Annotated in this window: 11 protein-coding genes; 3 read left to right on the top strand and 8 right to left on the bottom strand. The window is 71.2% G+C overall.

Annotated features, from left to right (window positions below):
* Nucleotides 1–49 precede the first annotated feature (49 nt).
* The 3 genes from MKK60_RS06425 to MKK60_RS06435 all read left to right on the top strand — a co-directional run bounded on the left by MKK60_RS06425 (nt 50) and on the right by MKK60_RS06435 (nt 1,810).
* Nucleotides 50–820 (top strand): hypothetical protein, encoded by a 771-nt coding sequence (locus tag MKK60_RS06425; RefSeq protein WP_243984484.1) that lies wholly within the window; start codon nt 50–52, stop codon nt 818–820.
* A 95-nt stretch (nt 821–915) separates the two neighbouring features.
* Complete coding sequence (locus tag MKK60_RS06430; RefSeq protein ID WP_147727462.1) at nt 916–1,467, top strand: RBBP9/YdeN family alpha/beta hydrolase; 552 nt, start codon at nt 916–918, stop codon at nt 1,465–1,467.
* Nucleotides 1,468–1,567: 100 nt separating this feature from the next.
* Complete coding sequence (locus MKK60_RS06435; protein WP_147841068.1) at nt 1,568–1,810, top strand: hypothetical protein; 243 nt, start codon at nt 1,568–1,570, stop codon at nt 1,808–1,810.
* Nucleotides 1,811–1,813: 3 nt separating this feature from the next.
* Here MKK60_RS06435 and MKK60_RS06440 read toward each other — a convergent pair whose 3' ends face one another.
* The 8 genes from MKK60_RS06440 to MKK60_RS06475 all read right to left on the bottom strand — a co-directional run bounded on the left by MKK60_RS06440 (nt 1,814) and on the right by MKK60_RS06475 (nt 12,175).
* Nucleotides 1,814–2,845, bottom strand: a complete 1,032-nt coding sequence (locus MKK60_RS06440; RefSeq protein WP_243984487.1) for a YcjF family protein — start codon at nt 2,843–2,845, stop codon at nt 1,814–1,816.
* Nucleotides 2,846–2,879: 34 nt separating this feature from the next.
* Nucleotides 2,880–4,319 (bottom strand): YcjX family protein, encoded by a 1,440-nt coding sequence (locus tag MKK60_RS06445; RefSeq protein WP_409567373.1) that lies wholly within the window; start codon nt 4,317–4,319, stop codon nt 2,880–2,882.
* Between the two features lie 104 nt (nt 4,320–4,423).
* A complete protein-coding gene (locus tag MKK60_RS06450; RefSeq protein ID WP_243984491.1) occupies nt 4,424–5,545 on the bottom strand; it encodes a hypothetical protein in 1,122 nt (373 codons plus the stop codon).
* A 103-nt stretch (nt 5,546–5,648) separates the two neighbouring features.
* A complete protein-coding gene (gene hisN, locus MKK60_RS06455) occupies nt 5,649–6,437 on the bottom strand; it encodes a histidinol-phosphatase (protein WP_243984494.1) in 789 nt (262 codons plus the stop codon).
* Between the two features lie 58 nt (nt 6,438–6,495).
* Complete coding sequence (locus MKK60_RS06460; protein WP_243984497.1) at nt 6,496–8,466, bottom strand: AI-2E family transporter; 1,971 nt, start codon at nt 8,464–8,466, stop codon at nt 6,496–6,498.
* A gap of 123 nt (nt 8,467–8,589) precedes the next feature.
* Nucleotides 8,590–10,047: an MmgE/PrpD family protein gene (locus MKK60_RS06465; RefSeq protein ID WP_243984499.1), complete on the bottom strand. Its 1,458-nt coding sequence runs from the start codon at nt 10,045–10,047 to the stop codon at nt 8,590–8,592.
* 175 nt (nt 10,048–10,222) lie between these two features.
* The gene (locus MKK60_RS06470) at nt 10,223–11,518 is read right to left on the bottom strand and encodes a nicotinate phosphoribosyltransferase (protein WP_243984501.1); all 1,296 of its coding nucleotides are present in this window, start codon (nt 11,516–11,518) and stop codon (nt 10,223–10,225) included.
* Between the two features lie 153 nt (nt 11,519–11,671).
* On the bottom strand, nt 11,672–12,175 hold the full coding sequence (locus MKK60_RS06475; RefSeq protein WP_243984503.1) for a pyridoxamine 5'-phosphate oxidase family protein: 504 nt from the start codon (nt 12,173–12,175) through the stop codon (nt 11,672–11,674).
* Nucleotides 12,176–12,369: the final 194 nt, after the last annotated feature.

The raw sequence follows: 12,369 nt of genomic DNA on the forward strand, positions 1-12,369 counted from the left end.
GCCACCTGCGGACATTGCCAGCCGCGTACGAGTTCTGAAGGATCACGCCATGAGCGATACGAGCAAGTCGGCCACGACCGACAACCACCTGCCGGACGACCTCGCCCGGGCCGCCGCCGCGAAGGTCGACCAGGGCCTGCACGCCGCCGGCCTGGACCCGGTCCACCTCGACCCGCATGCGAAGGCGGCCGACCACACCCTGCGGGCGGATCCCACGGGCCTCCGCGATCCGATCGGACGGCCCGACGCGTCGCCGCACGATCATCAGGCCGGTCCCGGACCCGATGTCGGCAGCGTCGCCGGTCAGGCTCGCGCGGCGGCGGGCGATGCGGCGGATCGGGCCGCGGACTTCGCCGATCGCACGCGCGATCGTGCTGCCGACTTGGCCGACGACGTCCGCGATCGCCTCGGCGGTGCGGCCGACGAGGCCCGCAACTGGGTCTCCGGCGTCCATCGCGACCACATGCGCCGGATCGACGACGCGGTGGTGCGCGGCAGCGACCGGCTCGATCGCGGTCGCACCGCCGTCGAGCAGTTCGTGACCGAGAACCCGCTGCTGGTCGGCGTCGTCGGCGTCGCCGCGGGCCTGCTTCTCGGCGCGTTGCTCCCGCGTACGCGCCAGGAGGACCGCAACATCGGTCCCTATGCCGACGAGGTCCGCGACCAGGGCCTGCGCTACGCCCGCGAGTTCACCAGCCGTGGCCGCGAGTTCGTCGAGACCGCCCTTGACCCGGACAACATCCAGACCGCGGCGCAGAAGGCCGGCCTCAAGACCGAGCCCACGTATGAGGGCGAAGACCGTACCGCGCACCGGCTCTGAGCCGGCGCGATCGACCCGATCCGAGAGGCGGCACCGCGAGGTGCCGCCTTTCTTCGTTCTCGACCCTCGCGCCGAGAGACGGTAGGCACGCGACCATGAAGACCGCCGATTGCGACATCCTGATCGTTCCGGGCCTGGGCGGCTCGGAAGAGGGCCACTGGCAGGCGCGCTGGGCCGGCCGCATGTCGACCGCCCGCGTGGTCGAGCAGCAGTCCTGGCATGCGCCCGAGCCCGAGGCCTGGTGCGGCCGCGTCGTCGAGGCGGTCGCGGCCGCGATACGGCCCGTCATCCTCATCGCCCACAGCCTCGGCGTCGTCGCCTGCGTCGAGGCGGTGCCGAAGCTTGCCGAAGGACGCGTCGTCGGGGCGCTGTTCGTGGCGCTGCCGGATGTCGAGGAGACGCCGAACCTGCCCGACAGCGTGCGCGCCTTCGCGCCGCTGCCGCGCGCGCCGCTGCCGTTCCCGTCGCTCTTGGTGGCGAGCCGAACCGATCCGTACTGCCGCTACGAGCGCGCGGAGGATTTCGCCGCGGCCTGGGGATCGGCCCTGGTCGACGCCGGCGAATCCGGCCACGTCAACGTCGCGAGCGGCCATGGGCCGTGGCCCGAGGGGCTGATGCGGCTGGCCGGGTTCATGAAGGATCTTTGAGCCCGTCGGCTCGATCGCGCCCGGCGGTTAACCTCTCGTTTACCCAAGCCCGCGCTGATGGATGCCGGATCACGGGCGATCCGGCCCGCGGGAGATCGACGTGACGCGAAAAGAGCTTCTGGTCCGACTGGACGCCGTGCAGACGGCGCTGGGCGAGCGCGCCCACACCTCCTTCAACAGCTCGATCTTCGGCGACGCCGCGCTGCTCAAGCGCATCGAGGCGTTCGAGGCCCAGCTCGTGGCCGTCGAGAAGCCGAAGGTCGCCGACTACACCGGCAACATGTTCACCCGCATCGCCAACCGCCGCAACGCCGAGGCGGTGCAGAAGCGCGCGCAGTCCTGAGCGTCACGGCTTCGGCTCCGGCTCGGCCGGGCGGAGAAGCTCGCCGGCGACGTCCGACAGGCGCGGCGGAGCCTCGCGCACGAACGGCAGCGGGCGGCAGACCGCGAGGGCCGCGAGGCCGAAGCGCGCGGTCATCAGGCCGTTGAGCACGCCCTCGCCGAGCTTGGCCGAGACCCGCGCCGCGATGCCGAGGCCGAGCACCTGCTGAATCATGCTCTCGCCGACCGCCATTCCGCCGGTGACGGTCAGGTGGGCGAAGGCGGCTCTGGCCAGGCGCAGGAAGCCGAGGAAGCCCGGGCGTCCGCCGTAGATCGCCGCGATCCGGCGCAGCAGCCGCACGGCGGAATAGATCACGAACGCCACGTCCACGATCGCCCGCGGGCTGAGCGCGGTCACGCCCGAGACCTGCTTGGCAGCGGTGGCGATGGCATTGCGCGCCTGCCGGTCCAGCGGGCTCAACAGCTCGTGCTCGGCGAGGCCGATGCGATCGTCGACGTCGAGGATCGCGTCGGCGGAAGCCTCGAGCCGCTGCCGGCCCGCCGCCAACGCCGTTCGATCCGCATAGAAGGCGGCGAGATCCCGAACCACCCCCTGCGCCGCACTGTGATCGCGGGTCGCGATCGCCGCGACGGCGGCCTGGCGCAGGTGCTCGATCTTGCGCTCCCGCCACAGCCCGCGCACCTCGCGCACGATGATCGCCAGGAGAGCGAGGCCGGCGAGCGCCAGGAGCGCGAGCGCGACGCCGCCGAGCCAGGGCGCCGCCTGGAACAGATCGGCGATCAGCCGCTCGACCGACAAGCCGACCCCGAGGGAGACGAGGCCGCCCGCGGCCGACAGCAGCAGGCCGCCCCAAGGCACGCCGCGCGACTTCGCCACCGGCACGGGCGTGCCGTCGGCGGCGTCGAGGATCTCGACTGGATCCTCGACGATGCGGACGCCGGTCGGGGCGGCCGGCATCGAAGGGATTCCCTCGACGGCCGGGGGCGCATCGGCGCTGGGGATGCGGAAGGCGCGCGGGCGCTGGGTCGAGCTCACGGCATCGTCCTCGGGGTTCTCGTCAGGGCCGCCATCACGTCAGCCTGTCGCCGATCAAGAACTGCATGGCCCGGTCGAGGCGGATCTGCGGCAGGTGGCCGGGACGCCCCAGCGCGTCGGGCTTGATCGATGGCGGGCGGAATCGCGGGAACCGCAGCGAGCCGGGCTCGACCGCGCCCTCGAGCACCGCCTCCGGGCGGGCAGGGAGATGGCCCGGGAACACCGCGGCCTCGGCCGTCCCGTCGAACACCTCGTCGCCGACCGTCTCGCCGGCCTCCGGCGTCCCGGCGACGGCGCGCAGCACGGCGTCGCCGTCGTGGATCGTGGTCTCGCGGGTGGCGCGGACCGACGCCAGGGCCACGGTGCCGACACGGGCGCCGGCGGCCTCCGTCCGGCGCATGGCGCGCGACACGAGCAGGCGCAGCAGCGCTTCGAGCCGATCGTGGCTGGTCTGGTGCAGGTGGTCTGCCTTCGTCGCGGCGAACATGATCCGGTCGGCCCGCGGTGCGAACAGCCGCGAGAGCAACGTGTTGCGGCCGATGCTCAGGCTGAGCAGGACGGAATCCAGTGCCTCCTCCAGCTCCGCCAGCGCCGCCGGCCCGGCATCGACGGCGGCCAGCACGTCGACCAGCACGATCTGTCGGTCGACGCGCTGGAAGTGATCGCGGAAGAACGGCACGACGACCTTGGCCTTGTAGGCCTCGAAGCGCCGCTCCATCAGCCCGGCGAGCGTGCCCGGCGCGATCGTCTCGGGCAGCTCGTCGAGCGGGGCGAAGGTCAGGGCCGGCGAGCCGGCGAGGTCGCCCGGCATCAGGAACCGGCCCGGCGGCGTCGTCGCCACCATCTCCGGGCCGGCGCGGAGAGCCGCGAGATAGGCGGTGAAGGCGGTGCTCGCCCGCTCGGCCACCACCTCGTCCAGAGGCCCCGCCGGATCGAGCCCCCTCAGCATCGCGAGCCACGGCGCGGCCATCTCGCCGCGGCCGGCGCGCCGGGTCCCGGCGATGGTCGCCCGCGACCACGCTGTGTAGCTCTGCTCCAGGAGCGCGAGATCGAGCAGCCATTCGCCGGGATAGTCGACGACATCGAGCATCAGCGTGCCCGGGCCGGAGCGCCAGCCGCCGGCGCGCTCGTACTCGATCGCAAGCCGGAACTGGCTGATCCGATCGGTGGAACGCGGCCAGAGGCGGGACTCCGTCAGCGCCGAGAAATGCTCCTCGAAGGGAAAGCGCGGAACGTCGTCGTCCGGCTGCGGCACGAGGCGGGCGCGGCGCAGGCGTCCCTCCTGCGCCGGGGCGAAGGCGGGGAGCGCATGGCTCTCGACGAGATGGTGGATGAGGGCGGTTGTGAACACGGTCTTGCCCGAGCGGGCGAGCCCGGTGACGCCGAGCCGCAGAGTCGGCTGGATCAGGAAGTCGCTCGAAGCTTCCGCGAAGGCCTTGACCGCGGAGCCGGCACGCGCGGCGAAACTCTGGATGGGCAAGGGCGGGCTCGGGGGCTCGGGAAACGCGAAGGGCCAGCCGGTCGGCCGTCGCCGCTCAGGTGGCGCGGGGAGGGGGCCGCGACAAGGCTCGGTGAAGGCTACTTGGCCGCATCGGCCGTCGCCGCGGGGGTCGGACCGAGCCGGGCGATCGCCGCCTCCACGAGGGGCGGACCCGCGTGCAACGCGCCGAGCTCGACCCCCGACATCGCGCGCATGACGGGGGCGAGGTTCGGCAGCGGGCTGCCGTCGGGCGAGAACAGCGCGAGGTCGTCCGTGGCGCGCAGGCCCACGCTCCTGGCGATGGCGGCCGCGTAGTTGCCGATCCGGACCTCGTCGTTGCCGCAGAGCGGGGCCGGTGCACGCAGATCCCCCATCGCCAGGCCGGAGACCATCATCGGCAACATGGCCGAATCGGCCACGAGGCGATCCGGCGACGGCACCTTGCGGTCGAGGAGCGCGGTGGGATCGTCCGCCCCGCGCGGGGCCGGAAACCGTACGGTCGGCGTCGGCCTGTCGGCGAGGCCGGTCGCGATATCCGCGACGGGTTTCTGCATCGCCCTGGCCTGGATCGAAGGGCGCCGGGCCGGATGGCCGCTCATCCGGGCGAGCGGCGACCAGGGCTGCACCCGCAGGGCGGTGCGCGGCGCCCGCGAGACGCCGCGCCGGGCGCCGCCGGGAAGGTGGCGCGCCAGGAAGCGGGCACGAAGCGTGCCGCCGATCCCGCGCGGCGCGAGGGCGGTCGGCTTGGCCCTGGCCGCTAGCGGAGCGGTGGAGACGCCGCAGGAGGCCGGCGCCCAGCGGCGCACGATCGCCAGGGCCGTGCGGCGTCCATAATCCCGGTAGTATCGCCGGAGCAGCCCGGCCGCGGCGTCGGCGCCGTCCGCCGCGGTGGCGAAGCCGGTATGCCCCTCGGCGTCGGCACCGATCTCGCCCGACCAGCGCGCGCTCTTGATGCACCAGTAATTGTTGAGCTTGGCACAGCGCGCGAGGTAGGCCGGCTCGGTGGGTGCCACCTGCGCGACTAGGGCGAGCGAGACCGGCCGAAGCTCGGTACCGGCCTGGGCCCGCCAGTTCGAGACCGCCCGCGCGACATGCTGATAATACGGTGCCGCCTCGACCGACGGCGTCTGCAGGCCGACCGCGTGCGCCCGGAGGGCGTCGACAGGCCCTTCGGCCAGCGGCGGCAGCGTCGTCAGGAGAAGGAGTGCGGCAAGGAGCACGGGCGGCCGGGATGAAGCGTTGCGGACGACCAGGAACGGCCGGGGCGCATGGACGGTTCAGTTCGTCGAGACGGGTCGCAATGCGGTTTCGGGCGCCGCCCGGTCACGGGTTGAGAATCGCCAGCGCCGCCGCGTGCATGCGCGGATCGCCGGCGGCGACGATGCGGCCGCCGCCGGTCGCGGGACCGCCGTCCCAGGCGGTGATGACGCCGCCCGCACCCTCGACGATCGGGATCAGCGCGACGATGTCGTAGGGCTTCAGGCCGGCCTCGACGACGAGGTCGATCTGGCCCGAAGCCAGCATGCAATAGGCGTAGCAGTCGGTGCCGTAGCGCGACATGCGCACGCGACCCTCGATGGCCCGGAACCGATCGGCTTCCGCGCCGTCCGTGAACAACCGCGGATCGGTGGTGGCGAGCATCGCCGCCGACAGGTCGGAGCAGCGGCGGGTATGGAGCGTGCGCTCGCCGCGCGAGCTTCGCAGGCGTGCGGTGCGTCCATCGCCGGTGAAGCGCTCGCCGAGATAGGGCTGGTGCATCAGGCCGCGCACGGCGCTCCCGTTCCGGGTCAGGCCGATCAGGGTTCCCCAGGTCGGGATGCCGGTGATGAAGGCGCGGGTGCCGTCGATCGGGTCGAGCACCCAGACGCATTCCGCGTCGAGCCGCTCCGAGCCGAACTCCTCGCCGAGGATGCCGTGGGCGGGAAACCGCCCGCGGATCATGTTGCGCAGGACCAGCTCGGCGGCGCGGTCGGCCTCGGTCACGGGATCGAACGCGGCCGTGCCCGCCGCCTTGTCGGTCAGCGCATACTGGGCACGGAAGAACGGCAGGATCGCCTGGCCCGACGCGTCGGCGAGATCGTCCATGAACCGGCCGAGTTCGACGACGCTCATCGGCTTTTCCCCGTTCGATCCTGCATCGCGGCAGGAAGGCGGGTTTCGGCCGTTTCCGTCAAGCCTGCGCAGCCACCGGCATGGGGGACGGCTCCGGCTCGGCGTGCACATGGGCCAGCACCGTGTCGACGGCGCTGCCGAGCGACGAGACGTGCTCGGCCGCCGGGATGCTGCCGCGGCCGGCGGCATCGTCGTCCGCCTGCCACAGCCCGACGACGATCGGGACGTCGGGCATCCGGCGCCGAAGGCGATCGACGAGCCGTCGCAGGTGCCCCGGCTCTCCGCTGATCGCCAGGGAGACGATGCAGGTCATCTGCGCCTCGCCGGGGTCGAAATCGGCGATCTTCGCGCGCGACACGTCGCCGAACGGTACGATCCGCGTCCCGAGCCCGCGCTTGGCAAGGAGCTGTGCGAGGATCGCGGCCGCCGGCGTGTCGATGAAGCCCCGCCCCGCGACGCACAGCACCGCGCCCTCGCGGGACCACGCCGGCGGGATCGCCTCCCGGCTTGGCTGCGCCGCTTCGGGATCGGCCTTCGCATCCCCCTCGGCACCGTCGTCGGCATCGGCCGCAGGCGCGGCGGGAACCGGGTCGTCGCGCTCGGCGAGCGCGTCGACGAGCTCGCTGACGGAGGCGCGGATATCGGTCTTCTGCTCGAGGGTCAGCACGCCGCGGGCGGCGTCGCGGGCGGCGAGCTCGAGGCCCTTCAGAACCACGTCGTCGTAATAGGCCGACAGCGAGCAGGTCTGCAGGATCAGCTCGGCGTGCTCCTGCGCCTCTTCCGGGTCGTCGGCGAGGATGCGCTGGTAGAAGTTCTCGACCGGCGTGAGGGCCGCCCGGTTGCCGAACAGCACGTCGAGGAACTCGAGCTTGTCGATGTGCCGCCCCAGCACGACGAGGCAGACCGTCAGCGGCGTCGAGAGCAGAAGCCCGACGGGCCCCCACAGCCAGGTCCAGAACAGCGCCGAGATCAGCACCGCGAACGGCGAGAGGCCGGTGGAATGGCCGTAGAGCATCGGCTCGACGATCTGGCCCGTCAGCGGCTCCAGCACCAGGAACAGGATCGCGGTGGCGATTACCATGTCCCAGCCCGGATCAACGGCCGCCGCCAGCAGGAGCGGCAACAGGGCCGAGAGGAAGGCGCCGATATACGGCACGAACCGCATCATCGCCGAGACGATGCCCCACAGCACCGGGTTGGGCACGCCGATGACGTAGAGGCCGATGCCGACCACCAGCCCGAAGGCGGTGTTGAGCGCCAGCTGCACCACGAAGTAGCGGCTGAGCCGCCGCGCGGCGTCGTCCATCGCGACGGTGGTGCGGTGAAGGTCGCTCGATCCGGCGAGGCGGATCATCCGGTCGCGCAGGTCCTCGCGCTGCATCAGGACGAACAGCAGCACGACGAAGACGATGCCGGTGGTGGCCAGCGGCTGCATCACCGGGGAGAGCAGGGTGCTCGCCGTCTCCAGCGGGCCGGGCGGCGTCTGGCGCATCTCGACGAGGACGGGGGCCGGTTCCGAGGCCGGCCGCGCCGGCTTCGTCTCGGGGCCGGGCTTCGCCTCCGCCTCGGGCTTCGGCGCCTTCTCGGTGTTGCCGGCATCGTGGATCGCCCGGCCGATATTGGCGACGTAATCGGTGAGATGCGCGACCGGGCTGTCGCGCAGGCCCTCGATCTTGCGCTCGATCGTCGAGCGGTAGCGCGGCGCGTCGCCGACGAGGCCCGCGACCTGGACGCCGATCAGCGTCGCCAGGGCGGCGACGATGCCGAGGGTGAACACCACCGCGGAGCCGACCGCGACGACGCGGGGCAGGTGCCAGCGGCGCAGGAGCGCGACCAGCGGCCCGAGCACGAAGGACAACAGAACCGCGATGACGATCGGGATGAAGATCTCGCGCCCGACATAGAGTGCCGCGATGATGATCGCGCTGACGAGGACCGGTGAGACCAGCGCCGATTTCGGCGTCTCGGCGGCGGCGATCCGGGTGGGAGACGGCACCGGGATGGGAGGGTCGTCTGTCTTCGTCGCCATGCCGCCACCGAACCGTACGCTCACGCCCGCAACGCCCGTGCATTCGCCGGTGCGAACGGGGAACGGCACGGCGCCGCGAAACGATCCCTCCCGTTGCGGCGGGTTTTCACGGGCTCGTGATCGTCAGGCTTGCGCAACCCCTGCGCGAATCACGTCGCCGACATCCCTGAGCGTATCGAGCGACCAGCACAGGCTCATCACCCGGCGGGCCTGCGCCGCGGGCAGCACGCCGTCGGCGAGATCGGTGAACTTGCGCTCCAGGGCGGCGTCGCTCATTGGACGCTCGACGCTGCCGATCGCGTGCTCGATGCGGCGGTGCAGCGTGCGCCCGTCGGCGAGCGTGATGGTCATGTCGACCTGTGCCGCCGCGATCCCCGGCGTGACAACCGGCACGACCTTGTCGCGCAACGCGACGACGACGGGATCGCGAACGGCGCGGTCGCTGAACTGCTTCTCGCCGGCCGTGCCTTCGACCAGCGCGACGGCGACCGCGTGATAGATGCTGAACTTGCCTTCCAATCCCGCCTGCGGGGCGGTCTTGCCGGTAAGCTCGAGCACGAGGGGATGTACCTTCAGGTCGACGCGCGCGATCTGCTCGGGCTTCAGGTGCTCCTCGTCGCGAAGCTGGATCGCGGCGTCGATCGCCGGATGCATGACGATGCCGCAGGCGAACGGCTTGTAGGTGTTGAGCAGGCTCTCGTACCGCGTGCCGAGCCCCTCGGTGATCTCGCGATAATCCTGCTTGGTCGAGACGGTATTGGCCCAGCCACGCTTGGCCTCGATCATGCCGTCCGACGAGGTGAAGCCCTTGGCCGCGAGGATCGCGGCGAACAGGCCGTTGGCGGCGGCGCGGCCGGGGTTGAAGCTCTTGTTCATCGAGCCGAACGATTCGCGTAAGCCCACCGGCTGCGAGGCGGCCAGCCCCAGGGCGAACACCATCTGCTGCTCGGTGAGGCCCATCAGCTTGCCGGCGGCGGCCGCTGCCCCGAACACGCCGGCGGTGCCGGTGATGTGCCAGCCGACGTCGTAGTGGTTGGGATAGACCGCGTTGCCGATCCGGCACTCGGTCTCGATCCCGAGCACCAGCGCGTCGAGAAAGTCGCGCCCCGAGACCGGGTGCATCTCGGCATAGGCGAGGATCGCCGAGGCGACCGGGCCGGCCGGGTGAATGACGGTCTTCAGGTGGGTGTCGTCGTAATCGAAGATGTGGCTCGACACGCCGTTGAGGAACGCCGCGTTCATGATGTCGAAGCGCTCGGAGCGGCCGAACAGGCCGGCCTGGGGCGGCCCCGAGAACGGCGCGAGCGCGGAGACCGCCACGTCCAGCGTCTCGTGATGCGAGCCGCCGATGGCGACGCCGACCCAGTTCAGGAAGGTTCGCGTCGCCTCCCGGCGCACCGCCTCGGGCAGATCCTCGAACCGGGCGTTCACGACCCAGCGCGCCAGCGTGCGGGTGACGTGCTTCGCCTCGGGTGGTTTCGGTGCAGGAGCATCCACGGCATGTGCCGAACCCCCGAGGGTGGGGCCCGCGAGCGCCAGACCCGCTGCTCCGATCAGCGCGCGTCGATCGATCCGTGACATGGCGTCCGCGTCCCTGCTGTTCCGGCTTGGTTCGCGCGCCTCCTCGGAAGGCGACGCGCCGATATCGGGGCGGGACATAGCGCACGCCGACCGCGAACGAAGACCGCGTAATTTCAATCTTCAGTCTGTGACACGACTTCAATCGAAGCTGCGCCTGGGCCCGGCGCCGGCAGGCTCAGACCACCACCGCCATCGCATCCTGCGCGCCGACGCCGAACACCCGCTTGTAGCGCGCAACGGCGTCCGCCGGCCCCTGCGCCTTGGTCGGGTTGTCGGAGATCTTCACCGTCGGGCGCCCGTTGGCATCGGTCACCTTGCAGACGATCGAGATCGGATCGAGCCGGCCCTCCGGCACCAGCCCGCGAAAATCGTTGGTGAGCAGGGTGCCCCAGCCGTAACCGATCCGCAGGCGCCCGTAGAAATGCGCGTGGATCCGCTCGATCGTGTCGATGTCGAGCCCGTCGGAGAAGATCGCGAGCTTTTCGCGCGGGTCGGCGCCGCGGGAGCGCCAGAACGCGATCGCCTCCTCGCCGCCCTCGATCGGGTCCTTCGAATCGATGCGGATGCCGGTCCAGTCGCCGAGCCAGTCGGGCGCGCCGGCGAGGAATCCGGTGGTGCCGTAGGTGTCGGGCAGCACGACGAGAAGGTTGCCCTCGTAATCCTCCTGCCAGTCGCGCAGCACGTCGTAGCGCGCGCGGGCGAGCGCCGCATCGTCCTCGGCCAGGGCCGCGTAGACCATCGGCAGCTCGTGCGCGTTGGTGCCGACCGCCTCGACCTCGCGGCGGAGCGCGATCAAGCAGTTCGAGGTCCCGAGGAAGCGCTTGGAGCCCAAGCCCTCGTCCATCGCCTGCACGCACCAGTCCTGCCACAGGAAGCCGTGCCGGCGACGGGTGCCGAAATCGGCGATCGACAGGTCGGGCAGCTTGCGCAGGCGCTCGATCTTCTCCCAGACCCGCGTCATCGCCCGCGCGTACAGCACCTGCAGGTCGAGCTTGCCGAGGTCGCGCAGCACGGCGCGCGAGCGCAGCTCGTTCAGGATGGCGAGCGCCGGCACCTCCCACATCGTGGTCTCGACCCACGGTCCGTGGAAGGTGAGCTCGTACTGCCCGTCCCGCGCCTCGAGCTGGTATTCGGGCAGCCGAAACCCCTCGAACCAGGCGATGAAGTCGGCCGACAGGATGCGGCGGCGCCCGTAGAAGGCGTTGCCGCGCAGCCAGGTCGCCTCGCCGCGCGACAGGCGCAGGGAGCGGGCGTGATCGAGCTGCTCGCGCAGCGCGCCGGCGTCGACCTCGTCGGCGATGCGGATGCGGGTCGTGCGGTTGTTGATGCCGAAGGTCACCGCCACGTCGCGGTGTCGGCGCAGGATCGTCTGCGCCATCAGCAGCTTGTAGAAGTCGGTGTCGAGCAGCGACCGCACGATCGGGTCGATGCCGAAATTGTGGTCGTGCACCCGCCGCGCGAGATCGAGCATGTCTTTGGAACCTCGGGGCGGGCGTCACGGAGCCCCGAGGGCGCATGACCGGCGGGCCGGTGTCAACGGAGGCGGCGGCGCGGGCACGAAAAAGGCGGCGCGCCGCACCGGGCACGCCGCCTGTCGTCGCGAAGGCGGCTCAGGCCGCCGCGATCAGGCGAGGTCGACCTTCTTGGTCTCGGTCTTCGGGCTCTCGCCGGTGAGCGTGGCCTTCACGTAGCCGAACAGGTGCAGCATCTTGCTGTTCGGGCTGTCCCAGTACTCGCCCTGCTCGGGGTGGATGCGGAGCAGCGCCACCTCGGGGTCGTCCTTGCCGTTCGGGAACCAGGTCTTCAGGCTCTCGGTCCACTTGGCGTCGATGGTCGCCTGGTCGCTGACGATCTCCGCCTTGCCGGCGATGGAGACGTAGGTCTGGCTCGACGGGTCGGAGTACGACAGGTTGATCTGGTTGTCCCGGCCGATCTCGGCGGTCTTGGGCGAGTGCAGCTTGGTGAAGAACCACAGGTCGCCGTTCTCGTCGATGTCGTTGTTCCACATCGGACGGCTGTTGAGCGTGCCGTCGGCGTCGGCGGTGGTCATCATCGCCACTTTGACGTCCTTGACCAGCTCGAACAGCTTCTTCGCGCCCTCGTGGTCGCGGTGATTGCCCTGATGCATCGCGTAGGTCTCTCCAGATGGTGACGGCGCACCGGCTCTCCCTGCCGCCCGCGCCGGCGGTCGTGTCACAACGGATGACGCATCGGTTGGTTCGATCGCCTGCGCACAGGCGCCGCATGGTGGTAGGCCCGCTTCGGCTGGCGTTTCCGGCACGGCTGTTTACATGGGCCGGAACCATCTCTTTCCAGATCCAG

The sequence above is a fragment of the Methylobacterium sp. J-092 genome (genome assembly GCF_022829325.1).
In the GTDB taxonomy this organism is placed as follows: domain Bacteria; phylum Pseudomonadota; class Alphaproteobacteria; order Rhizobiales; family Beijerinckiaceae; genus Methylobacterium.

Bases quoted from the DNA above. Each gene is read 5' to 3' on its own strand.
- MKK60_RS06425 (WP_243984484.1), top strand. From the start codon at position 50: ATGAGCGATACGAGCAAGTCGGCCACGACCGACAACCACCTGCCGGAC.
- MKK60_RS06430 (WP_147727462.1), top strand. From the start codon at position 916: ATGAAGACCGCCGATTGCGACATCCTGATCGTTCCGGGCCTGGGCGGC.
- hisN (WP_243984494.1), bottom strand. From the start codon at position 6,437: ATGAGCGTCGTCGAACTCGGCCGGTTCATGGACGATCTCGCCGACGCG.
- MKK60_RS06460 (WP_243984497.1), bottom strand. From the start codon at position 8,466: ATGGCGACGAAGACAGACGACCCTCCCATCCCGGTGCCGTCTCCCACC.
- MKK60_RS06465 (WP_243984499.1), bottom strand. From the start codon at position 10,047: ATGTCACGGATCGATCGACGCGCGCTGATCGGAGCAGCGGGTCTGGCG.
- MKK60_RS06470 (WP_243984501.1), bottom strand. From the start codon at position 11,518: ATGCTCGATCTCGCGCGGCGGGTGCACGACCACAATTTCGGCATCGAC.
- MKK60_RS06475 (WP_243984503.1), bottom strand. From the start codon at position 12,175: ATGCATCAGGGCAATCACCGCGACCACGAGGGCGCGAAGAAGCTGTTC.